This window comes from Pedobacter sp. G11 (assembly GCF_003860265.1).
GTDB lineage: Bacteria > Bacteroidota > Bacteroidia > Sphingobacteriales > Sphingobacteriaceae > Pedobacter > Pedobacter agri.
In genome coordinates this window covers 484,617-509,269 of sequence record NZ_CP034190.1, presented here as the reverse complement: position 1 = coordinate 509,269, position 24,653 = coordinate 484,617, and the positions used below count along the sequence as shown (strand labels likewise).

Genomic DNA, 24,653 nt, shown 5'->3' with positions numbered 1-24,653 from the left:
ATATTATGCAAATTTCTTTGCGTTATTTTTTTGGAAAGCATGTTCAGTGCTTTTCAGTTATTGAAGTCATGCTATTCGTTGCTCCCGATTTCATTCGGGATCCACTGCTATCAGATTTATTTAACTCAGGTCATTGAAAGGTAAGAGCCAAGCTTTCTTCTAATAAGTTGCTTCCTACCTCGCAATAACGGTTTTGCGCATAAGCTTTCAGCTTTTAAGCCAAATGCAAAGCTACCAATTGGTTCAAGTCAACATCATTTATACCTTGTTTGCTATCTGCTAAAACCAGGAATTGTTTATACACGATGTCTAAATGTTCTTTTTCTAATTTGTGTCCTAAGCGGTCTAAATGATGTTTCAATGCAGCACGACCACTTCTTGCAGTTAATACAATTGTTGCATCGGGGAAACCAACATCTTGTGGTTTAATAATTTCATAATTTTCACGGTTTTTTAAGAAACCATCCTGGTGAATGCCAGAACTGTGAGAAAAAGCATTACCACCTACAATTGCTTTGTTAGGTTGTACCGGCATGTTCATTTGATTTCTCACCATGTGGCTCATTTCGTAAAAACGAGTCGCATCAATTTGAGTATTCAAACCTAAAACTTTATGCGTTTTTAAAATCATCACCACTTCTTCCATTGAAGTATTGCCGGCACGTTCGCCAATTCCGTTAATGGTACATTCTACCTGACGGGCACCATTTTGTAAACCAGCAATTGAATTTGCAGTTGCCAAACCTAAATCGTTATGGCAATGAACCGAGATAATGGCGTTATCAATATTTTTTACGTTTTCTTTCAAAAACAAAATTTTCGAACCATATTGGTCTGGCAAACAGTAACCATTTGTATCCGGAATGTTCACCACAGTTGCACCGGCAGCAATAACAGCTTCAACCATCTTCGCTAAAAATTCAATATCGGCTCTGCCTGCATCTTCTGCATAGAACTCGATATCTTCAACATACTTTTTAGCATATTTTACGGCATCAACAGCACGCTCTAAAATGTCTTCGCGGGTGCTGTTAAATTTATGTTTAATGTGAAAATCTGAAGCGCCAATTCCAGTATGAATACGAGGGCGTTTTGCATAACGCAAAGCATCAGCAGCTACATCAATATCGTTTTTATTTGCACGCGTTAAAGCACAGATAATTGGATTGTTAACCGCCTTAGATAACTCAATTACGCTGTTAAAATCTCCTGGACTAGAAACCGGAAAACCAGCTTCGATAACATCAACACCTAAAAGCTCGAGTGATTTAGCGATTTCTACTTTCTGGTTTGTATCTAACTGGCAGCCTGGTACCTGCTCACCATCACGTAACGTGGTGTCGAAAATATAAACTTTGTTTGGGTCGTGAATCATAATCTTTTATTTAGGAATTGATTAATTTTTGTGATAAGAATTTTAATACCAATTTTCCCATTTCGGCAGTGCCTAAAACTTTAAATCGGTTGGTGCTTTGGTCGGCAATATCGTGTGTTCTAAAACCATCTTTTAAAACTGCATCAACAGTATCAACCAGTAATTTGGCTTCTTCTTTTAGTCCGAAACCAATTTCGAGCATTAAAGCAGCCGATAGGATAGAGGCCAAAGGATTAGCTAAATCTTTACCGGTAATATCGTGTGCCGAACCGTGAATAGGTTCGAAGAAGCCTGTACTCTCGCCTACAGAAGCTGAAGCCAGCATACCCATCGAACCTGCAATTTGTGAGGCTTCATCCGTTAAGATATCGCCAAATAAATTCGCGGTTAAAACGACATCGAATTTCTTAGGGTTTTTAATCAACTGCATCGCAGCATTATCAATGAACATGTGCTCCGTTTCTACATCAGGATATTGCTTTGCAATTTCCTGAACAGTTTCACGCCACAAGCGAGAACTTTCTAAAACGTTTGCCTTATCAACAGAACATAGCCTTTTGTTACGTTGCTGAGCCGCTTGATAAGCCTTGTGCGCAATACGTTCTACTTCATAACGGTGGTAAATCATCAAATCTGAAGCGGTATTTCTATCCTCAGAGCGAGATTTTTCACCAAAGTAAACGTCGCCGGTTAATTCCCGGAAAAATAAAATATCGGTTCCTTTTAATATTTCAGGTTTAATACTTGATGCCTGAAGAAGCTCATCAAATAGTAATATCGGACGAAGATTTGCAAATAAACCAAGTTCCTTGCGGATTTTCAATAGGCCTTGTTCAGGTCTAACTTTCAAACTTGGGTCGTTATCATATTTGGCATGGCCGATGGCGCCAAAAAGGATTGCATCGCTTTTTCTTGCCTTTTCTAAAGTTTCATCAGGTAAAGGTTCGCCTGTAACTTCAATAGCGGCATGGCCCATTAAAGCCTCATCGAAAACAAATTCGTGGCCGAAAATTTCTGCAATTTTTTTTAATGCTGCTTTTCCCCACGTGGTCACTTCGGGTCCAATACCGTCTCCAGGTATTACTAAAATGTTCTTCTTCATTGTATTAATATTGTCGTCATTGCGAGGTACGAAGCAATCTCTTTTGCTGTACTTCTTAAACGAGATTGCTTCGTGCCTCGCAATGACGAGTTTGGGTATTTAAACTTTCGACGACTTTTACCTCGCCTTTTTCTAATAATATTCTTTTCTCTATGCAGGTTGGCAGCTGCGATTCAAAATGGCCAACATAAATTAAGGTCATCCCATTGCTGCATAGCTCATCAACCAATCGGTTAAAATGTTGCGTTTGCAGCTGGTCTAATCCCTGGCAAGGCTCATCCAGAATCAACAATTCTGGATTTTTAATGATGGTTCTGGCTAGTAAAACCAATCGCTGTTTCCCTAAGGGGAGTGAGGTTAACAACTCATTTTTATTGTCGGTTAATCCAAAATATTCAACCAATTCATCAACTTGCTGGCTTTTGCTGTACGGCAATTGCTGAAATAAACCAACGGTATCATAAAAACCGGAGGCAATGCTCTGCCAAACTGTTGCCGAAGCATCAAAATACCAATGAAATTCAGGAGATATTAAACCGATATGCTGTTTGATATCCCAAATACTTTCGCCACTTCCACGTCTGTTGCCAAATAAATAAAGCTCGTTGGCGTAAGATTGTGGATGGTCGCCGTTTACAAGGCTTAATAATGTTGATTTTCCAGAACCATTATGTCCTTGTAATAACCATTTTTCACCTGCTTTAACTTCCCAGTTGATATTTTTTAAAACCTGTTTTTCGCCATAGTTGATATTTACATCAACCATTTTTACAATTTCTTCTGATGAGTAAAGCGGCGATTCTTTTAAGAAATCTGGAATTTCTTTCAAATCTTTTTCAACAGAAACTGATGTTGCCGCTTTTGCATGTGACATACTAATTTTGCCATCTTTTATCTCCGCAAAGCGATTAATTGAAGTGGGTAATTCGATGTCATTTGAAATCAAAATCAGCTGAACGCCATCTCCTGAAACTTCGTCCAATAAAAGATTAAGGTTTTTACGTGATGCGGCATCCAAGCCTGTGTAAGGTTGGTCGATGATTAACAATTGCGGTTTTAGCCAAAGCGCTTTAACCAATTGCAATTTTTTATGTTCCCCGCTTGATAATTCAATCAGTTGTGAACTGGCAAAGGAAGCAAAGTTTAACGCCTCCAAAATTGGTTCAACCTGATCTAAATGAAGACCTTTCTCTTTTCCATAACTCACCAATTCAGCATGAACCGTTAAGGTGTCTTTTGCCTGTTGGCTGGTATAACGCTGCTGATAGTAGAAGTTTGCAACACCTTCCAAATTTTTAAACTGGTACCAACTTTCTACAAATAGAACCTCTGCAGGTAAATGGCTGTTGTTATCGAAATTAACTTTTAGTTCTCCGATAGCACTTAACTGACCCGATATAATTTTAGCCAATGAAGTTTTTCCACTTCCACTTTCACCAAATAAAACATATTGCTCACCAGTATTTATAGTCCAGTTCAAATCCTTTAACACCGACTTTTGGTGGTGTTTTAGGGTTAAATCTTGGATACTGACGAAACTTTCTTTCATGTTTTTATTTGTTTTTACCTTCAGGGTGATTTCACAGTTTTTATGGTTGGGTCGTCATTGCGAGGTACGAAGCAATCCTACAACTCTAGCAAGGATTTTAACCCATCACTTTAAGATTGCTTCGTGCCTCGCAATGACGGGTGTGTTTGCTTTTCGCTTTAGTCTTTCAGCTTTGGTCTTTAGTCTTTCTACTTCTTCTCAAATTCCTCAATCAAATCCTTCTGAGCCAAGATGAAATCAATATCATCATAGCCATTAATCAAACATGATTTTTTGTATGGGTTAATTTCAAATGATTCTTGTGCTCCAGTTTCAACGATGGTAACGGTTTGATTTTCTAAATCAACTTCTAATGGCGAATTCGCATTGTTTTCCACAGCTGTAAAAATTTGAGCTAAGAATTCTTCGCTTACCTGTATCGGCAATAAGCCATTATTCAAGGCATTGCCTTTAAAAATATCAGCAAAAAAACTACTGATCACTACATCGAAACCCGCATCCTGAATAGCCCAGGCAGCATGTTCACGACTACTTCCGCAACCAAAGTTTTTTCCGGCCACTAAAACTTGTCCATTGTAAGTTGGGTCGTTTAATACGAAATCTGCTTTTGGCTGATTATCGTTTTCATAACGCCAGTCGCGGAATAAGTTTTCGCCAAAACCTTCACGAGTTGTCGCTTTCAAAAACCTCGCAGGAATAATCTGGTCGGTATCGATATTTTCTATATTTAATGGCACAATAGCCGAGGTCAATTTTGTGAATTTTTTCATTTTATTAGTATCAAGTAGCGAGTATCAAGTAGCAAGACTTAACTTTCGCAATTTTATATTTTGCTTTTAGCTTTAGTCTTTTAGTTTAAGCCTTCGGCTTAAATGCTTTAATCCTCAATCTTCTATAATCTGCCACCCATTCTCCATTGATAAAATAATTGGGTTTCAGTATATCTACAGCTAAATTTTTAATAGATTCAGCTTGTTCTTTTGTTAGGGTTTTAAATGCATGTTGTGCAAATTGGTTTATCCAAACGTACATCCCTTCTTCGCCGATGAGCTTTGTTGGTCTATCGAATAACCAAACTTGCTCCACTTCAAAGCCTTTAGATTCTAAAAGCGATGAATAAATGCTAACTGATGGAAAGAACCAAAAATTCGTCAGCACTTTATCTGCAAGGCCTAATTGTTCGGCAGCAGCTGTTATGGCATCGGTGATGCTTTTAACGTTGCCTTTTCCACCAAACTCTGCAACTAATCTTCCGCCGGTTTTCAGGCTTTTAAACAAACCTTCAACTAAAGCATCTTGGTTTTCAATCCAGTGGAAAGTTGCATTACTGAAAATGGCGTCAAATTTTTTATGGTATGGAAGCTGCGTTCCATCAACCACTTCAAAATTTAAATTTGGGTAAGTTGTTTTTGCATTTGCAACCATCTCTGCAGATGCATCAGTTCCTAAAATTATAGCGCCACTTTCAGCAATTTGCGCAGCCAGCTGACCAGTTCCGCAACCGACATCTAAAATGTATTCGTTGGCTTTAGGCGCTAACCATTGCAAAACATCCGCACCGTAATCAGATACGAAGTGATGTTGTTTGTCGTATAATGTTGCATCCCAAACTATCTCTGGCATTTTTACTAATTTTATTTTTTTACCATCTAACAAACTTAAGATCATCTAAAGGTTTTTCCGCGTTATCGTCATTGCGAGGTACGAAGCAATCTATTTCATAAAGAGATTGCTTCGTGCCTCGCAATGACGGGTGTATTAGCGTTCCGCTTTATTCTTTCCGCTTTAATCTTTCTGCTTTTAGCTTTCAGCTAATAACTCTCTCACATCCGTAATCACACCAGTTACAGCAGCAGCGGCAGCAGTTAACGGACTAGCGAGTAAGGTTCTTGCATTTTGTCCCTGTCTGCCTTCAAAGTTTCTGTTTGAAGTGGATACACAGTATTTACCTGCCGGAATTTTATCCTCATTCATACCTAAACAAGCACTACAACCAGGTTCACGTAATTGGAAACCGGCTGCCTCAAAAATTTTATCCAAACCTTCAGTTTTTGCCTGTAGCTCTACTTGTTTCGAACCAGGAACAATCCAGACGGTAACGTTATCCGCCTTGCGTTTGTCTTTAACAAAGTCAGCTACTTCTCGTAAATCTTCAATACGAGAGTTGGTGCAACTTCCAATGAAAACATAATCAATCGGTTTGCCGATTAAAGAAGCATCATCATCAAAGCCCATGTAATCTAAAGCCTTTTGATAAGAAAGCTTCTCTTTCTCAGGCTGAGCATTCGTTGCTGGTATATTTTCCTGGATTCCCATTCCCATTCCTGGATTGGTTCCGTAAGTAATCATTGGCGCAATATCTGCTGCGTCGAAAGTTAAAACGCTGTCAAATGTTGCATCAGCATCGCTGTATAAAGTTTTCCAGTAAGCTAAAGCTTTATCCCACTCTTCCCCTGCTGGTGCAAATTCTCTACCTTTAATATAATCGAAAGTGGTTTGGTCTGGCGCTATTAAGCCACCTCTTGCACCCATTTCAATACTCATGTTGCAAATCGTCATCCGGGCTTCCATGCTCAAACTTTCAATTGCCGAACCCGCATATTCAATAAAATAACCTGTTCCACCAGCGGCTGAAATCTGAGAAATGATGTAAAGGATAATATCTTTTGCACCAACACCTTTTCCAAGCTCGCCATTTACCTCAATTTTCATTGTTTTAGGTTTCGACTGCAATAAACATTGCGTAGCGAAAACCTGCTCTACCTGCGATGTTCCGATACCGAAAGCAATTGCTCCGAAAGCGCCATGCGTAGAAGTGTGACTATCGCCACAAACCATCGTTTTTCCTGGTAGGGTAATACCCAATTCCGGACCGATTACGTGAACAATTCCTTGAAATGGATGACCTAAGCCATAAAGCTCAATCCCAAATTCTGCACAATTTTTAGTCAGCATATCTACCTGGTAGCGAGAAAGCTCTTCTTTAATTGGCAACAACTGGTTTAAGGTTGGCACATTATGGTCGGCCGTTGCCACCGTTTGCTGTGGACGAAAAACAGGCAAGCCCCTCTTGCGCAAGCCATCAAAGGCCTGCGGAGAAGTTACCTCGTGTATTAAGTGTGTATCAATGTATAAAATATCAGGAAACCCCTCTTCACTTTTTACAACGTGTGCATCCCAAATTTTTTCTACTAATGTTTTTGACATTTTACCCCCTAACCCCCTAAAGGGGGAATTTAAAGTTTATAATTTTATTTTTTTAACCGTCCAAAAAGCCCCCTTTAGGGGGTTGGGGGTTATGCAGTTTTAATCGCTTTCATTGCAGTCATCGCTTTACGCAGTGTTGCACCAATTTGTTCAACTTCATGAGAGCGGATTGCTTCGTTAACATCAATTAATTTTCTGTTATCAACAGCGCCATCTTTGCCTTCGTTAAAGTTTTTACCCACTAAATCAGTATCTACTTTTTTCATGAAATCAGCCAATAATGGTTTACAAGCCTGATCAAATAAGTAACAGCCGTATTCAGCAGTGTCAGAAATTACGCGGTTCATTTCGAACAATTTCTTACGGGCAATCGTGTTTGCAATAAGTGGCGTTTCGTGTAACGATTCGTAGTAAGCAGATTCTGGTTTGATACCTGCCTGAACCATTGTTTCAAAAGCCAATTCAACACCAGCACGAACAAAAGCAACCATCAATAAATAGTTATCGAAATATTCCTGCTCACCAATTTTAACATCACCGGCAGGTGTTTTTTCGAAAGCAGTTTCGCCTGTTTCAGCTCTCCATTTCAGTAAGTTTTTATCGCCGTTGGCCCAATCTTCCATCATTGTGCGACTAAATTCGCCACTCATGATATCATCCTGATGTTTTTGAAACAACGGGCGCATGATGTCTTTCAATTCTTCCGAAATTTCGAAAGCTTTGATTTTGGCAACATTGCTCAATCTATCCATCATTGCAGTAATACCACCTTGCTTTAAAGCTTCCGTAATTACTTCAACACCATATTGAACCAGTTTAGAAGCGTAACCCGCATCAATTCCTTTTTCAACCATTTTATCGAAAGATAGGATAGAACCTGTTTGCAATAAACCACAAAGAATGGTCTGCTCACCCATTAAATCAGATTTAACCTCCGCAACAAAAGATGATTTTAAAACACCAGCTCTGTGACCGCCTGTACCTACACAATAAGCTTTAGCCTGTGCTAGTCCTTTTCCTTGTGGGTCGTTTTCAGGGTGAACCGCAATTAAAGTAGGTACACCAAAACCGCGAACATACTCTGCTCTAACTTCGCTACCTGGGCATTTAGGTGCCACCATAATAACCGTTAAATCTTTACGGATTTGCATGCCTTCTTCCACAATGTTGAAACCGTGAGAGTACAATAAAGTGGCGCCATCTTTCATCAAAGGCATAATTGCATTTACAACTGCAGTGTGTTGTTTATCTGGCGTAAGGTTAATTACCACATCAGCAGTAGGGATTAATTCTTCGTAAGTACCAACTTTGAAGTTGTTTTCAGTCGCATTTTTCCATGAATCTCTTTTGCCTTCAATTGCCTCTTTGCGCAACGTGTAACTTACATCTAAACCACTATCTCTTAAATTTAAACCTTGGTTTAAGCCTTGTGCGCCACATCCTACAATCACTAGCTTTTTGCCTTTCAAAGCGCTAACGCCGTCTAAAAATTCGTTGCTATCCATGAAATCGCATACGCCTAATTGGTTTAATTTTTCTCTAAGAGGTAATGTGTTAAAATAATTTGACATCGTTTTTGTTATTTATTTTATGGTTCTATTTTCTAATTAGTTGTTCTTTTGAAAAGCAATTTCCAGTGCTTTTCGGTTATTTCAGCCCCGCTTTTCGTTTCAATCTTTTTTAAACGCTTGTCCTTCTATTCCATTTTCGTCACTGCGAAGAGGAACGACCTGGCAATCTTTTTCGTCAACCATCAAAAAAGTATTTCCACTCCAATCGGGTTTATTTTATTTAGGTTTGGTGTTTTCCCTAAACCCTTTCCACACCTTTTTTCAGCGCCCATGCATATCCATAATGCACATTATCATGCCCGACAGTTGTAATTAATACTTCCTCAATACTTTTCATTTCAACGCCGTAAGTAGAAGTTGAAAATGGCGTTATGTTTGCAAATACACCGTTTGCATAATCTTCTTTTATTTTTTGGATGCTTTCTAAGGCAATTAATTTTAGTTCTGCAACCTCTTCCGTTGTTACCGTATAAGTCGGGCGAGTGTCTTTCTTATAAAAGTCATTAAATTTTACTCCATGGGCATCGGCTAAAATTCCTGTGCGTACATAACAAAGTGTTTGCGTACTTACCACAATATGCCCGAAATTCCAGATGATATTATTATTGTAACCATCAGGAATTTTATTCAATTGTTCAATAGTTAAGCTATCCACCAATTGAATAAAAGCTTTGCGGGAGTTTATTATAAAATCAAATACTTCGTTCATCATTTTAAGCTTCTATTTCTGATTCGTCCAAAGGTTGGTTAAAAGTGATCTTATTAAAAAACGGGTCATTTACCGTAACGGCCCAACTTCCATAAAATGTTCTTTCCAAACCTGGTCTGTTATATTTATATTTTTTATCGATTAGCACTTTATGAAATTCCTTCAATCCAGAACAATCGATATGAATATGCGCACCGGGAGAACAATCGCCATGATGCTCACTTAAATGTAATTCAATTCCACCCAATGAAATTTGCATATAAATAGGAGTGTTATCGTCAAAACGATGCTCCCAATCTACTGTGAAACCCAACCAATTCACATAAAACTCGATTGCTTTGTGATAATCGAATATTCTAAGAATGGGTTTTACATTATTGCATTTCATCTTTCTTGAATTTTCATCATTGCGAGGTTCGGTTCATTCGTACCTCGCAATGATGACTTAATTTTTTTGTGCTTCGACAAGCTCGGCATGAAAATTCACTTTAGTCTGTCGGCTTTTGGCTTTCAGCCTGCTTACATAGTAAATATCTTCTCGCCTTTATCTAAAAACTCATTTTCTACCAGTTCTTCTCCAGGTTCAAATGCCTCAAATTCTTTTAATTTTTCATGGAAACCAGCGCTGTCTTTAATAATGGCAACCCTAGCCGAACGAACGAATTCAATCAGTTCATACGGTTCCAATGCTTTTACCAAAGCATCGGTTTCTTCTCTGTGACCTGTTACAGCGAAAACGGTATAATCTTTACGAATTACCACTGCACTTGCACCATATTGTCTTAATAACCTTTCTACAGTTACCTTTTCAGCAATTTCATCTGTAGAAACTTTGTATAAAGCCAATTCCTGCCAGATTATTTCATCATTGGTATTAAAATAAACTTTCAATACTTCGATTTGCTTTTCAATCTGACGGGCAAGTTTCCTCACCACTTCATAACTTTCGTTAATAACGATGTTGAAACGATGGATACCATCAATTTCAGAGGCCGAACTGTTTAAGCTTTCAATATTGATTTTTCTTTTCGAAAAGATAATCGCAATCCTGTTTAATAAACCAATGCGGTTTTCAGCATATACAATAATGTTGTATTCCTGCTTTCCCTCTAAATCAGCTTTATCTATTTTATGTTCTAATGTGTTTTCAGTACTCATGTTTCTTGTGGCAATTATTTATTTGAATTGACTTTCTATCGCTTTAAGATTGCTTCGTGCCTCGCAATGACGGCCCAGGCTAGGCAGTGGGCTTTTAACCTTTAACCTTCTACCTTAACACCCTCAACCTTACTTCAACCTAATCTCGCTTACGCTCATTCCTTGTGGAACCATTGGGAAAACATTATTTTCTCGTCCAACCATTACCTCAAGTAGATATGAACCTTCATGGTTAATCATCGTTTCCAATGCTGCCCTTAAGTTGGCACGCTCATCAACCTTATCAGCTTCGATATAATATGCTTTAGCTAAAGCCACAAAATCGGGGCTGGTAATGTTCACAAAAGAATAGCGTTTATCATGAAATAATTGTTGCCACTGGCGAACCATTCCTAGGAAACGGTTGTTTAAAATCAGGATTTTAACAGCTGCACCAAACTGCATGATGGTACCTAGTTCTTGCGGCGTCATTTGAAAACCACCATCGCCGATAATGGCAATTACAGTTTTATCTGGCGCACCATACTTAGCACCAATTGCTGCAGGCAAGCCAAAGCCCATTGTACCTAAACCACCAGAAGTAATATTGCTGCGGGTGTTGTTAAATTTAGCGTAACGGCAAGCCACCATCTGGTGTTGGCCAACGTCTGTTACAATTACAGCATCGCCACCACAAATCTCATTGATGTTGCGCAATACCTCACCCATGGTCATCTCATCACCTTCAGGATAAAGTTCGGGTGTAATGACCTGGTCAATTTCCTGCTGATTATAATCTTTGAATTTTGCTAACCAATCGTCATGTTTGTTTTCATTAACTAAGTTGGTTAATAGGGGTAAAGTTTCTTTACAGTCTCCCCAAACGCCAACTTCAGCCTTAACATTTTTATCAATTTCTGCCGGGTCAATATCGAAGTGAATTACTTTAGCCTGTTTCGCATATTTATCTAAACGGCCTGTTACGCGGTCATCAAAACGCATCCCGATGGCAATTAACACATCACATTCGTTAGTTAAAACGTTTGGTCCATAATTACCATGCATACCTAACATACCAACATTCAGCGGGTGTGAGGTTGGAATGGCGCCATCGCCCATAATCGTCCATGCAGATGGAATTCCGGCTTTTTCTATAAAGGCTTTAAATTCTGCTTCGGCTTTACCTAAAATAACACCCTGGCCAAATAACACGAATGGTTTTTTCGCTGCATTGATTAATTCGGCAGCCTGTTCAATATATTCAACCCTAACTTTTGGTTTTGGACGGTAAGAGCGGATATGGTTACACTTTACATATTCGGGAAATTCCTCCACTTGTAACTGTGCATTTTTGGTAATATCAATTAAAACTGGTCCTGGTCTTCCGCTTTTAGCAATGTAAAAAGCTTTGGCTAAAACTTCAGGAATTTCCTTTGCATCGGTAACCTGATAATTCCATTTGGTTACTGGTGTAGTAATGTTAATTACATCGGTTTCCTGGAATGCATCAGTTCCTAATAGATGTGCAAAAACTTGCCCGGTGATACAAACCAGGGGAGTACTATCAATTTGAGCATCTGCCAAACCAGTTACTAAATTTGTTGCACCAGGTCCGCTGGTAGCAAAACACACCCCAACTTTACCACTTGTTCTGGCAAAGCCTTGGGCAGCATGAATACCACCTTGTTCATGGCGGACCAATATATGTTGTAGTTTATCTGCGTAATCGTAAAGTGCATCGTAGATGGGCATGATTGCGCCGCCTGGATAGCCGAAAATGGTGGTTACACCCTCTTCAATCAATCCATTCAATAAAACCTGTGAGCCAGTTCCTTTGAATAAGGTTTTTGAGGTTTCTGCTTGTGCCTCCGTTTGTATTTCTTGTGCAGTTTCCATAATCTCTATTCTATATTCGTTTTACCGAATTGTTGAAATATTAGTTTAAGTTTTGGACCGTGATTTTATTTCAGACCCAGATTAATATTCATCAGTTACGCAACCACTAGCTGCATCTGAAACTGTTTTGGCATATTTATAAAGCACACCTTTGCTAACTTTTAAAGGAGGTTGAATATAGTTTTTTCTTCGCTCTGCGATAATCTCCTCACTGACTTTTAAGTCAATGGTATTATTTACCGCATCTATTTCAATCAGGTCATCATCTTGTACTAAGCTAATCAAGCCGCCTTTGTAAGCTTCAGGAGTGATGTGCCCAACAACGAAACCGTGTGTTCCACCCGAAAAACGGCCATCAGTAATCAATGCAATAGATTTACCCAAACCTGCACCGATAATTAGTGAAGTAGGCTTTAACATTTCAGGCATACCTGGAGCGCCAACCGGACCTTCGTTTTTAATTACTACAACATCACCTGGTTTGATTCTTCCAGAGGAAATACCTTTAACCAAATCCTTCTCACCATCAAATACACGTGCAGGTCCTTCAAACTTTTCACCTTCCTTACCAGAGATTTTTGCAACTGAACCTTTCTCCGCTAAATTTCCATAAAGAATCTGTAGGTGGCCAGTCGCTTTAATAGGCTCACTTAATTTTTGAACAATTTTCTGGTCGTAATCCATAATCGATTTTACGTCAGCTAAATTCTCCGCTACGGTTTTACCGGTTACTGTCAAGCAGTCGCCGTGTAATAAACCTTCGTTCAATAAAAACTTTAATACTGCAGGGATACCACCATACTGATGTAAATCCTGCATCAGGTATTTTCCGCTTGGTTTAAAATCAGCCAATACAGGCGTAACATCACTCATCCTTTGGAAATCATCTTGCGTAATTTCTACACCGATAGCTTTTCCCATTGCAATAAAGTGCAACACCGCATTAGTACTTCCTCCTAATATGATGATTGAGCGAATGGCATTCTCGAATGCTTTCCTCGTCATAATATCAGATGGTTTAATGTCTTTTTCCAATAAAACTTTGATGTATTTACCAGCGTCTAAGCACTCTTGCTTTTTCTCTGGACTCACTGCTGGGTTGGATGAAGAATAAGGCAAGCTCATTCCTAAAGCCTCAATCGCTGATGCCATTGTATTTGCCGTGTACATCCCGCCGCAAGCCCCTGCACCCGGGCAAGTATGTTTGATAATGCCCTGGTAGTCCTCATCTGATAGATTACCGCATATTTTCTGTCCTAACGCCTCAAAAGCAGAAACAATGTTTAATTCTTCACCCTTGTAATGACCAGGAGCAATTGTACCACCGTAAACCATAATTGATGGACGGTCTAAACGAGCCATGGCCATGATTGCACCCGGCATATTTTTGTCACAACCAGGAATGGAGATAATTCCATCATAATATTGTCCACCGCAAATAGTTTCAATACTATCAGCAATTACATCGCGGCTTACCAATGAATAACGCATACCATCGGTTCCGTTGCTCATTCCGTCACTCACCCCAATCGTATTGAAAACCAAGCCTACTAAATCATTTTTCCAAACCCCTGCTTTAACGTCTTTTGCAAGGTCGTTAAGGTGCATATTGCAGGTGTTACCGTCGTAACCCATACTCGCAATTCCGACCTGCGCTTTAGCCATATCTGCATCGGTTAATCCGATTCCGTAAAGCATGGCCTGCGCTGCAGGTTGTGTTGGGTCTTGTGTAAATGTTTTACTGTACTTGTTTAATTCGCTCATTGTTAAAATATATTGTGGTTCTGTTAGTTGTTGTTAAGTTTAGTGTTAAAACTGTCCTGATACTCGATACTTAGTGCCTGTTACTAAATAATCACCTCATAATTAACTTTCTCAAGGACAAGATTTTTATAAGCACGTTGTATCGTATAGCCAATCGATTCTCTCCAAAGGGTGCGGAAAACGATATCATCAATTGAAGCTATCCCAGCAATTTCCGTAGCTGTTCCACATAAGAATGCACTATCTGCTTGTCTTAAATCTTCTATAGTCAATTTTTTTTCGATGCATTCAATATCCAGCACACTGCAAAGTTCTTTAACTGTAGCCCGGGTAATGCCAGGTAAAATATTTCCTAAAGACGGGGTGTAGAGTTTGCCATCTTTCTCCAGGAAGATGTTTGCTCCAGATGCTTCGGCTACAAAACCATGCATATCCAATAATAAAGCTTCATCATATCCTTTGATATTGGCCGCAGTTGTTGCCAAAATTGAATTCACATAATTTCCACTCAATTTCGCTTCCATTGGGGTGGATTTTGGATTCGGTCTTTCGTAATCGGAAATGGTTAATTTCAATAATTTATTTCCCGAATAGGCATCCCAATCCCAGGCACAAATTAGAATTGAAACACCGCTTGGTTCATTCAATTTCATATTTGGGTGGCAAAATACTAAAGGGCGGATGTAGGCATCTTTCAGTTTATTTAAGGTGAGAAGTTTATAAGTTTCTTTGATTAATTCTTGTTTATCCCATGGGAAAGGAATATTTGCCAGTTGACAAGAGCGTTCTAAACGATCAAAATGTGCAGCAGCTTTAAAAATGCGATTGCCATTGTGTGTTTTGTATGCTCTTATTCCTTCGAAAGCTGCATAACCATAATGCAAAGACTGACCATAAAGATCCGTGCTACTATCTACAGCTTTTTCAAACTTTCCATCAAGGTAAATAATCGTGTTCGAATTATAATATTTCATCACGTTTTGTTATTTAAAAAAAGCGTCCTGTTTGTATCAGGACGCTTTAGGTATATTTAATTTCTTTTAAATCTATTATAAGCAGTCCGTCTTCTTCCCTAAAATATCTAGGAGTAGCAGGTTAAGTAAAATGACAGGCAATAACACAACATTTCCGGCTGCAATTGCAGTAGAGTTGTTTAAAAATGTGTTGCCTTGATTAGTCATTATTTCCTTAGTGTTTATAAATACCAATTTAGTTTTTGGTTCATTAATTTGCAAGAGAAATAAGAAAAAATTAAAATAAGAATATAATTCGTTATTTAGAGCACAAAACAAAATGTTGTTCGTTATGATGATGGGATTAGTGATTTAATGCCGCTAGCCGTAGACCGAATATCAAAACGGTATACGGTATGTTTATTATGCTTGCATTATAAATTTTCTGTTTTTCTTCTTAAAATGGATTATTTCATGCGAATTCTTATAAATTCCTGATTTTTGCAAGGGAAATAAAAGGTTGGGTTTTTCTTATTAATCGGTTTATGTTAGTAAAAATAAAGGTTAACAAAAAAGCCTTTCCGAAATTAATCGAAAAGGCTTCTTTTGAATGCTGAATCAATCAGCATGAAGAATTTTAATTAAGCAATACCTTCTGCTAAAACAACAATCTTATTATGGATGGCTTCAACTACACCACCTTTAATAAAAAAACGTTGTTCTTCATCTTTGCCTGCTTTTATAATAACTTCTCCATCTTCTAAAGTTGAGATGATCGCCGCATGGTCTCTCAAAATTTGAAAAGAACCTAAAGTCCCCGGAACCGTAACAGCTGTTACTTCACCTTCGAACACTTTTTTATCTGGAGTTAATATTTCTAAATTCATTTTTAAAGTTTTACGTTCTACGTTTTAAGTTTAAAGTCAACCGACTTGCATTTAAAACGTATAACTTATTACGTACAACGTACTAGTTAGCTTCTGCTAATAATTTTTTACCTTTTTCGATCGCATCTTCAATGCTACCAACTAAGTTAAATGCAGCTTCAGGATATTCATCAACTTCACCATCCATAATCATGTTGAAACCTTTGATGGTATCTTTAATGTCAACCAATACACCTTTTAAGCCTGTAAATTGCTCTGCTACGTGGAAAGGTTGAGATAAGAAACGTTGAACACGACGAGCTCTTGATACTACTAATTTATCTTCTTCAGATAATTCGTCCATACCTAAGATCGCGATGATATCTTGTAATTCTTTATAACGTTGTAAAGTTTCTTTAACACGTTGTGCAGTGTTATAGTGCTCATCACCTAAAACAGCAGGAGAAAGGATACGTGAAGTAGAATCCAATGGATCTACCGCAGGGTAAATACCTAACTCAGCAATTTTACGAGAAAGTACTGTAGTTGCATCTAAGTGGGCGAAAGTTGTAGCCGGTGCAGGGTCAGTTAAATCATCCGCAGGTACGTATACCGCTTGTACCGATGTAATTGAACCGCGTTTAGTTGAAGTAATACGCTCCTGCATTAAACCCATCTCAGTTGCCAATGTTGGTTGGTAACCTACTGCTGATGGCATACGACCTAATAAAGCCGACACCTCAGAACCTGCCTGAGTAAAACGGAAGATGTTATCAACGAAGAAAAGGATATCTTTTCCAGCGCCTTCACCATCACCATCACGGAAATATTCTGCAACTGTTAATCCTGATAATGCTACACGAGCACGTGCACCAGGAGGCTCGTTCATTTGACCGAAAACCAATGTTGCTTTTGATTCTTTTAATTTTTCAGTATCCACTGATTTTAAATCCCATCCACCTTTTTCCATTGAGTGTAAGAATTCATCACCATAGTTAATAACGCCTGATTCGATAAACTCACGAAGTAAATCGTTACCCTCACGAGTACGCTCACCAACACCTGCGAATACTGACAAACCAGCATAAGCTTTAGCGATGTTGTTTACCAACTCCATAATTAATACTGTTTTACCAACACCAGCACCACCGAACAAACCAATTTTACCACCTTTTGCATAAGGCTCTAATAAATCGATTACTTTAATACCTGTAAAAAGTACTTCAGTTTCAGTTGATAAATCTTCGAACTTAGGAGGAGTAGCGTGAATCGGACGACCGTCAGCTTTATCTACTGCAGTGATTCCGTCAATTGCGTCACCAACTACATTAAATAAACGACCTTTGATTTGGTCGCCAACTGGCATTTTAATCGCTGAACCAGTATCAAGTACCTTCATTCCACGAACTAAACCATCAGTAGAATCCATAGAGATTGCACGTACGCGGTCTTCACCTAAGTGCTGTTGAACTTCTAAAACAATTTTTTGTCCATTTTCTTTTGTTATCTCTAACGCATCGAAAATTTTAGGTAGATGGGCATCATCAGCAAAGCTAACGTCAACCACTGGGCCGATAATTTGTGCTATTTTTCCTAAGTTAGGCATATCTGTTGTGAGTAAATTTATTACAGTCAATGAATTAAAGCTGTTTGCAGGGGCTCCAATTCGGTTGGCAAAGTTAAGTTATTATTAGTAAATTTTAAATATATATTGGAAATTTTTCTTAGGTGATTTTAATCGGTAATTTAGGGGCGTAAAATCAATCCATGAAAACCATTTTAACCACAGGTAGCAACGGCCTTTTGGGTCAAAAAATAACAGAAAAAGTATTAGCGGAAGGAAGGGTGAGGTTGGTCGCCACATCCAGGGGGTTCAATCGTTATCCTGTAAGCCATGGTTATGAATATGCAGAGATGGATATCCTGGATGTAGATCAGGTAAGGTCCGTAATTGAAAGATATCAGCCAGACGCAATAATACACACGGCAGCAATGACAAATGTAGATACTGCCGAAGCCAGCAAGGAATCTTGTTATGAGTTGAATGTAAGCGCTGTTCAAACACTATTATCGCTTTGCGAAGAAAAAAATATTCAATTAATACATTTGAGTACTGACTTCGTTTTTGATGGGGCAAATGGACCTTATAAGGAAGAAGATGCAGTAAATCCTGTAAGTTATTATGGTGAATCGAAAGTTTTGGCCGAAGAATTATTGAGAAAATCAACGGCCAATTGGGCAATCTTGAGGACAATACTGGTATATGGCATTACTAATGATATGAGTAGAAGTAATATCGTACTTTGGGCCAAAGGTGCATTGGAGAAGGGCCTCCCGATTAATGTTGTGAACGATCAGTGGCGTATGCCAACCTTGGCAGAAGATTTAGCAGAAGCCTGCTTGCTGGCGGTAGAGAAGAATGCGCAGGGTGTTTATCACGTATCAGGGAAAGATTACATGAGCATTGCAGATTTAGTGAGAAAAGTTGCCGATTATTGGTCGCTCGATAAATCGATAATTTCTGAAATAAGTTCTGAGAGTTTAAATCAAACTGCAAAACGGCCGGTAAAAACTGGCTTTGTGTTAGATAAAACAATTAGAGATTTAGATTATAAGCCACATAGCTTTGAAGAAGGTTTAAAGCTGGTGGATGAGCAGATGAAAAGTAGAAAGTAGAGAGCGGAAGGTAGAAGGTATTTAGTATCAAGTATCCAGACTGGATGGTAATTTGCACTGGAAATGGATAACAGAAATTGGTAAACAAGCTAGTTTTTTTTAAAAACTTTGTGTTATGATTAAACAATTAACCAGTCAAACAATTTAACAATTACAACAATTTAACAATATAATATATGTCACTACAAATTGGCGATCAAGCCCCTGATTTTAAATTATACAGCTCGGATTTAACTGAAGTTTCTTTAGCCGCATTTAAAGGTAAAAAAGTAATTATTCATTTCTTTCCAATGGCTTTTACCGGTGTATGTACCGAACAGTTATGTGCCATGCGTGATAATTTTAGCTTTTACGAGGGGATAAATGCACAGGTTTTAGGAGTCTCTGTCGATTCTCCATTTTCATTAGCGAAATTTAAGGAAGTTCAAAACTATCAGTTCCCGTTATTATCTGATTTTAACAAGAATGTGTCTGAAGCTTATAATGCTTTATATCCTGAATTTGTATTTGGTTTGAAAGGAGTTTCTAAAAGAGCAGCGTTTGTGATTGATGAAGAAGGGAAGATTGCTTATGCAGAAGTTTTGGAGGATGCAAAGGATTTGCCTGATTTTAAAGCAATTGATGATGCCTTAAAAGCATAAACAACATGCAGTAAGATTTTTTTGAATATTTTTTTTCAAAATTATTTTGAATTTAAATCTCAAACCTTACCTTTGCAGTCCGTTAACGAACGGAAATGCATTTGTAGCTCAATTGGATAGAGCATCTCACTACGGATGAGAAGGTTTGGGGTTCGAATCCCTACAAGTGCACTTGAAGGGAGGATTGAAAAATCTTCCCTTTTTTTATGCACAATCAATACGCCTAATTCTCTCATTTTAAGATGTTTAGATGATAAGATATTCATCATCGTGGGTGTTCGATACATGCCGTTTTCGTAATAGAGATTCGAGTCGAACACCAGATCTATAAACTCCCGTTTTTCTAACGTATCAAACTTGTGATAGATTGATTTTAAGTCTGTCAATAATTCTAACTCCTTATTGAGTATTTCATATGCTTCGCTATGATTGGTATTTAGCCTTTCTATTGTAATCTCTAAATTGTCTATAGTGGTTTTATATTTGTCGTGCCATCTTTTGTAGGTCTCCTGATCGATTTCACTTTTAATCCATTTTTCTTCAACTGCATATAACAGATCCCGTTCTTTTGTTAGTTCTAATTTTTTTTCTGCTATTACTTTACGATTATGTTCGAGCTCTTTCTCAATTTCTTTTTTTGAACTGTCTTTTATTATTTGAATTGATCTTGCAGGTAGGCTCATTAACTCAAGTGCTGCGTCAAATTGCATATGGGCTTTCTTGGCACTAATATTATTGTGTTTCGAAAACCTGCATTTGTAATAATAAAAATATTGTCCTGATTTGCCACGAGAAGGTGCTCCGGTCAACAAATTACCACAGTGGCATTTTAAAATACCACGCAAGGGTAGGGAATCATCAACTATTGTACGCGGTTTAGATATGCTTTTAAATTTGCTTTGCACCATTTTCCAGGAAATCATATCAATGATGGGCTCATGGATAGCGGGAAATAGCCCTCCAGGGTGTTCCTTATATGCCTTGGCGTATACTAGTCCTGCATATACAGGATTATTTAAAACCCTTTCAACCGCCATGTTCCCCTTTCTATCAAATCCTATTTCTTCAGCCTTTTGTTTAATCAGGTATAGCGGAACGTTTTTTAAATAAGCATCGTAAATAAATCGAACAATTTTTGCTTGTGGCTCATTGATGATTAATCTGCGATTACGCGGCTCACCAATTTTGTCGTATCCAAATGGTGTAATTCGAAAAACGAATTTTCCCTCCTTCGTCTTTTTGGAATATATGCCTGAACGTATTTTGATGCTGCGATTGATGTTATCCTCCTCCGCTAATAAAAGTTGTAGACCTGCTCTGAAAAAACTCCCGGGCTTATCATAGTCAAATTCGATGCCCTCAGAAACACTTATAATCTGTATGCCATATTTTGATTGTAAAGTTTTAACCATTCCCATGGCTTCACCGGCATCCCTGCTGAATCTGTCCATCTGATCAACCAAAAGGTAATCAACATTCTTGTGATATAGGCTGATAAATTCCTGCAACTTAATAAAATCAGGTCGGTCAAATGTTTTAGCGCTTCTCCCTCGATCGATGAAAGTGTCTATGAGGTTTATTTTGTTCAATTGGATATAATGATCCGTAACTACCCGCTGACGCTCGATCGAATTTTCACTCTGTTTTTTGTCGCTGAATCTTAAATATCTAATAGCTTTCTTTTCCATACAACTGTTCCAATGTCGACTTAATGATAACTTTTACTATTAAATTTAGTAATTTAGTTTCTTTTTCTCGAGATATTTTTTCAATATTATCATAACTTCTTTCCACATTTTCTTTGGCTTGTATGGTGTTCTTTGGGTATGGTTTGGAGATACTATTTTTTGAATTTATTATTGATGGTTTTGGTTGTAATTTTCGGTATCCCTTTGTGTGACTTTTATCAAAATCTTTCGCTGATGATTGTGGTAGAAAATGCTTTCTTTTCTGTGGGATGTTGCTAATTTCTTCTTTATTTTCCATACATAAGACTTTTGGTATCCTAGCTATTATTTCATGATTTGCCGGCTGATTCTCTATCAACCGTAGGTCCATTTAAGGTTAATAATCAGAAGAAAATCTATGATCAACTGGGTATCCTGTTAAGGATTACGCAATATTTGTCAAATGCGAACGATTTCTGATTCCTGAAAAGATCTTCAAATCTTTCATTTGAAAATCATTATTACCTGAAACTTCTTTCTAGTACTTCCCTTGATAATAAAAATATTATAGCTAATTTTCAGTTATCTAGCTTGACAGCTTTGGGGATTTGAAAAAGGAATTTATTTTTGCGGCATGACTATAACTGTATTGGCAATACTGGAGACCGATTTTAAGCCGGAGAAGAATCTTGCGAAGATGATGAATGATCGGTTGGTGCGTGTAGCAAAGGAATTGCAGGAGCAGGTATAGATTTTTATATTGGTATGACCTAGGTATTGGCAACCTTTAGACCCCATAATAGAAGCAGAGAACGACGGGCGGAGAGGCCCTTATGATATAAATATTATTTATTGAGGTTGGCCAAAGAACATATTCATGTAATGCCTCATCAGGGATTTTTATTACATTCAAACATATTGTGATGAAAAGTAAAATGATCCTTTTATTTTTGAGTGGTTTTGTTACCCTTAAATAATTACCAGTTAAATTAATGGATTCGATCATTATAAAACCCAGGAATGAATTGTTAAAAAAATATGTCCAATATTTTTTGTTCTTCAGGAAGTCATCTGCCGGGCTTGTGCGTTATTCCACCTTTCCGAATAACAACCTTTGCCTTGCCATTTATAAGGAAAATAAAATCGATTATACCAGCCATTCCAAATTAAATCATTGCCTGGTTACTAAGGCACAGGTGGTTTCAAGAGTAGGCTATTCGGCTTTCATAAGATGCCTTTTCATGTTGATGTCCATTCAGCCCTGGATCAGATTTGTATCTTATTTGAACCTGCGGCCCTGACCGCTTTTACAGGTGAATCTTATCATGATCTGTTGGAATCAGATCATGTGTTTGATATCTTCGGGCGCAACAGTCATTATTTACTGGAAGAAATTTTTGACGAGGAAGATTTTTCTACAAGGGTAGAGAAATTGGAACATATCCTGTTGGAAAACCTAAAGGTCAGTGAGCCTGAAAAGCTCAAAGAAGCTTTAGCGCTCATCACAACAGGTGGTGAAGACCTCAGCGTTGAAACGCTGGCTAAGAAACTTGGCATTAGTCCACCCACATTATTTCGCCTGTTCAAAAATCATGTTGGGTTGAATCCTAAATCTTACATTAAGACCAATCGCTTCAGGAATATACTGAATGAAATTCTTCAAAAGCGACAAACCTTAACGAGTGCTGCTCATGCAAACCTGTATTACGATCAGGCGCACTTTATAAAAGATTTTAAGGTATTTTCTGGTTATTCCCCCAAACAGCTTTTAAATAAAATTTCCATAGAACAGAACAATCTTGCCTGGATTTATGGAAACAACAATCATTGCTGAACGATTTTTACAATTTTTAGCTCTTTCTCATGGGTTTCTTTGTGAAAAAATTACAGATGAAATACCTTTTTCTAGTTGTTTTCTCTTTTCTCGTGGCTGAATGCAGTATTGCTAAAGCTCAGGATAAGCTTAAGGAGAACTTTCCAAAATTATCTTATGCAGAGATGTTAAGCGAGTATGATTCGCTTGTGTCCTATATCAAACAGACAAGCCCCGTGATCTATTACAACAAAGAGGTACGGGGTATTGACTTTGGCCGATACGCCAACGGACTGAAAAAAAAGATCACGCCCAAAACTACCATGGGTGAATATCTGCAAATTATTAAAAAAACACTAAATGTTGCACAGGATGGCCATATCAGTCAGCTAAACACCACTTTGCTGGATATTGTAAAAAGGTACTGGATACCCGCTAAACTGGTGTCCTTTGACAGTGCCAGCACCGCTAACATGTACCGCTATGTCAAATATTTAAAGGATGCTTTTTATGCCAAGCCAGAACTAAATCTAATCTATACATCAGGAGAATATTATAATTTGCTTCCTTTTAGTTATAAGTGACATCACTATCCTGCCGGAATGAAACTCCTGAGTTGTAATGGCAAAAGTATTCATCGTTTTGTGCATACACTTACCGCATTTGTTTCACCCTTACGTTGGGACAGGGTGAGAAATAGGGTGTATGATGAAAATTTTTACTGGCCGGCAGAACTCTATAAAAATGGCACGCTTAAACTTGTTTTTTCCGATAAAAACAAAAACAGGTACCTGTTAAATATCGCTAAACAGGATACAGTTACTTACCTAACCAAGAAAAGTAATGAATATGGCTATTTTAGCCAGACAGATACTGTGATAACCCATTATTTTGAGAAAGCAGGTATCTTCTATGCCAAAATTCCTGCCATGAGGGAAGAACTTGGCGACACCGTTAAACGCCGCTTGGTGGATGTTTTTCGCGACCACCAGGTGAAAAGTGTAGTGATAGATATCAGGGGGAATGGTGGGGGAAGTGATAATACTTATGGGAAATTCCTAAGTAAGCTGGTTCAGGATACTTTAAAGAAAAAGGTAGTTGTGGCCAGAAATTTCAGCCCTTATATCCAGACCCATTATCATATCAACAAAGATTCTGTTTTGAATAACGCTACTCAAACTTTCGATCCGGGTATACCGATATTGAAATCGCAGGCTATGTATTACATCAGGCAGGATTTTAATTTTGTTGTACCAGACAGTGTAACCTTGCCTTTTGAGGGGAAGATATATGTGCTTCAGGATAAATTTATTTATTCCTCGGCGAGCAACCTTTCCAGTCTGGCAAAGAACAGTAAGCAACTGGTCAGTATTGGAGAAACGCCCGATTTACTTGGTGGACTTCAGGCAAGCACACTCATGATCATGTTGCCTTACAGCAAATTTATTTTTAGGGTAGAGCCTCAGATCGATCTGACAGACATTAAAAATGTGGATGATATCTTTCAGAATCACGTCGAATACCCAGTTCAGTATTCTATTGACCATTTATATCTGCGAACGACAACTCAAGAAGACATTTATGGGAAAGATTTTCTGCAAAAGCATGACCCGATGTTTGGAAAAGTGGTTGAACTTGAGCAACAAAAATAATGCTAAATCCCGTTAAATTGCAATAGTTGGCAAAGAGTGGCGCTGCTTTAAGATAGATTGTGACTGCTTTCTCTT

21 protein-coding genes, 1 tRNA gene and 1 pseudogene are annotated in these 24,653 nt (G+C 38.1%); 6 read left to right on the top strand and 17 right to left on the bottom strand.

All coding sequences use genetic code 11. The annotated features are described in order from the left end of the window. Positions 1–214: 214 nt before the first annotated feature. The 15 genes from EA772_RS02150 to atpD form a co-directional block, all read right to left on the bottom strand. A complete protein-coding gene (locus tag EA772_RS02150) occupies positions 215–1,375 on the bottom strand; it encodes a 2-isopropylmalate synthase (RefSeq protein WP_010601052.1) in 1,161 nt (386 codons plus the stop codon). A 10-nt stretch (positions 1,376–1,385) separates the two neighbouring features. Further along, positions 1,386–2,477 (bottom strand): 3-isopropylmalate dehydrogenase, encoded by a 1,092-nt coding sequence (gene leuB / locus EA772_RS02145; protein ID WP_124911033.1) that lies wholly within the window; start codon positions 2,475–2,477, stop codon positions 1,386–1,388. Positions 2,478–2,532: 55 nt separating this feature from the next. Further along, positions 2,533–4,026: an ATP-binding cassette domain-containing protein gene (locus EA772_RS02140; RefSeq protein WP_124911032.1), complete on the bottom strand. Its 1,494-nt coding sequence runs from the start codon at positions 4,024–4,026 to the stop codon at positions 2,533–2,535. 188 nt (positions 4,027–4,214) lie between these two features. Then, a complete protein-coding gene (leuD, locus tag EA772_RS02135) occupies positions 4,215–4,796 on the bottom strand; it encodes a 3-isopropylmalate dehydratase small subunit (RefSeq protein WP_124911031.1) in 582 nt (193 codons plus the stop codon). A gap of 85 nt (positions 4,797–4,881) precedes the next feature. Beyond that, positions 4,882–5,649: a trans-aconitate 2-methyltransferase gene (locus EA772_RS02130; protein WP_124911030.1), complete on the bottom strand. Its 768-nt coding sequence runs from the start codon at positions 5,647–5,649 to the stop codon at positions 4,882–4,884. 177 nt (positions 5,650–5,826) lie between these two features. Next, positions 5,827–7,233, bottom strand: a complete 1,407-nt coding sequence (gene leuC / locus EA772_RS02125; RefSeq protein ID WP_124911029.1) for a 3-isopropylmalate dehydratase large subunit — start codon at positions 7,231–7,233, stop codon at positions 5,827–5,829. A gap of 89 nt (positions 7,234–7,322) precedes the next feature. Beyond that, positions 7,323–8,804 carry a ketol-acid reductoisomerase gene (gene ilvC / locus EA772_RS02120; protein WP_116169325.1) on the bottom strand — a complete coding sequence of 494 codons (1,482 nt, stop codon included), beginning with the start codon at positions 8,802–8,804 and terminating at the stop codon, positions 7,323–7,325. A 238-nt stretch (positions 8,805–9,042) separates the two neighbouring features. Further along, on the bottom strand, positions 9,043–9,516 hold the full coding sequence (locus EA772_RS02115; RefSeq protein ID WP_124911028.1) for a DinB family protein: 474 nt from the start codon (positions 9,514–9,516) through the stop codon (positions 9,043–9,045). Position 9,517: 1 nt separating this feature from the next. Continuing rightward, entirely contained in the window at positions 9,518–9,901 is a 384-nt protein-coding gene (locus tag EA772_RS02110; RefSeq protein WP_124911027.1) for a glyoxalase superfamily protein, read from the bottom strand. A gap of 131 nt (positions 9,902–10,032) precedes the next feature. Further along, positions 10,033–10,671 carry an acetolactate synthase small subunit gene (gene ilvN, locus EA772_RS02105; protein WP_010601043.1) on the bottom strand — a complete coding sequence of 213 codons (639 nt, stop codon included), beginning with the start codon at positions 10,669–10,671 and terminating at the stop codon, positions 10,033–10,035. Between the two features lie 129 nt (positions 10,672–10,800). Beyond that, positions 10,801–12,546: a biosynthetic-type acetolactate synthase large subunit gene (gene ilvB / locus EA772_RS02100; protein ID WP_010601042.1), complete on the bottom strand. Its 1,746-nt coding sequence runs from the start codon at positions 12,544–12,546 to the stop codon at positions 10,801–10,803. Positions 12,547–12,627: 81 nt separating this feature from the next. Beyond that, on the bottom strand, positions 12,628–14,310 hold the full coding sequence (ilvD, locus tag EA772_RS02095; RefSeq protein ID WP_124911026.1) for a dihydroxy-acid dehydratase: 1,683 nt from the start codon (positions 14,308–14,310) through the stop codon (positions 12,628–12,630). 83 nt (positions 14,311–14,393) lie between these two features. After that, positions 14,394–15,284 carry a branched-chain-amino-acid transaminase gene (ilvE, locus tag EA772_RS02090; protein ID WP_010601040.1) on the bottom strand — a complete coding sequence of 297 codons (891 nt, stop codon included), beginning with the start codon at positions 15,282–15,284 and terminating at the stop codon, positions 14,394–14,396. 620 nt (positions 15,285–15,904) lie between these two features. Continuing rightward, complete coding sequence (atpC, locus tag EA772_RS02085; RefSeq protein WP_010601039.1) at positions 15,905–16,150, bottom strand: ATP synthase F1 subunit epsilon; 246 nt, start codon at positions 16,148–16,150, stop codon at positions 15,905–15,907. A gap of 82 nt (positions 16,151–16,232) precedes the next feature. Then, positions 16,233–17,735 (bottom strand): F0F1 ATP synthase subunit beta, encoded by a 1,503-nt coding sequence (gene atpD / locus EA772_RS02080; RefSeq protein WP_116169329.1) that lies wholly within the window; start codon positions 17,733–17,735, stop codon positions 16,233–16,235. A gap of 161 nt (positions 17,736–17,896) precedes the next feature. Here atpD and EA772_RS02075 point away from each other — a divergent pair, with 161 nt between their 5' ends. From EA772_RS02075 to EA772_RS02065, 3 genes are all read left to right on the top strand, one after another. Further along, positions 17,897–18,805, top strand: a complete 909-nt coding sequence (locus EA772_RS02075) for an SDR family oxidoreductase (RefSeq protein ID WP_124911025.1) — start codon at positions 17,897–17,899, stop codon at positions 18,803–18,805. Between the two features lie 176 nt (positions 18,806–18,981). Continuing rightward, positions 18,982–19,446, top strand: coding sequence for a redoxin domain-containing protein (locus EA772_RS02070; protein WP_124911024.1), 465 nt, complete (start codon positions 18,982–18,984; stop codon positions 19,444–19,446). Between the two features lie 97 nt (positions 19,447–19,543). Beyond that, positions 19,544–19,617 (top strand) — tRNA-Arg (locus EA772_RS02065). 728 nt (positions 19,618–20,345) lie between these two features. Here EA772_RS02065 and EA772_RS22435 read toward each other — a convergent pair. Together EA772_RS22435 and EA772_RS02055 are read right to left on the bottom strand one after the other, a co-directional pair. After that, positions 20,346–21,134: pseudogene (locus EA772_RS22435) on the bottom strand (recombinase family protein); the annotation flags it as partial. Further along, positions 21,115–21,432: a hypothetical protein gene (locus EA772_RS02055; RefSeq protein WP_124911023.1), complete on the bottom strand. Its 318-nt coding sequence runs from the start codon at positions 21,430–21,432 to the stop codon at positions 21,115–21,117. The gene EA772_RS02055 and the pseudogene EA772_RS22435, both read right to left, overlap by 20 nt. A gap of 912 nt (positions 21,433–22,344) precedes the next feature. Between EA772_RS02055 and EA772_RS02050 the strand changes: the two genes are divergently transcribed. The 3 genes from EA772_RS02050 to EA772_RS02040 are packed head-to-tail and all read left to right on the top strand — an operon-like array spanning position 22,345 to position 24,578. Next, positions 22,345–22,947 (top strand): AraC family transcriptional regulator, encoded by a 603-nt coding sequence (locus EA772_RS02050; protein WP_124911022.1) that lies wholly within the window; start codon positions 22,345–22,347, stop codon positions 22,945–22,947. A gap of 56 nt (positions 22,948–23,003) precedes the next feature. Further along, the gene (locus EA772_RS02045) at positions 23,004–23,510 is read left to right on the top strand and encodes a hypothetical protein (protein WP_124911021.1); all 507 of its coding nucleotides are present in this window, start codon (positions 23,004–23,006) and stop codon (positions 23,508–23,510) included. An 18-nt stretch (positions 23,511–23,528) separates the two neighbouring features. Further along, complete coding sequence (locus tag EA772_RS02040) at positions 23,529–24,578, top strand: S41 family peptidase (protein WP_124911020.1); 1,050 nt, start codon at positions 23,529–23,531, stop codon at positions 24,576–24,578. Positions 24,579–24,653 lie beyond the last annotated feature (75 nt).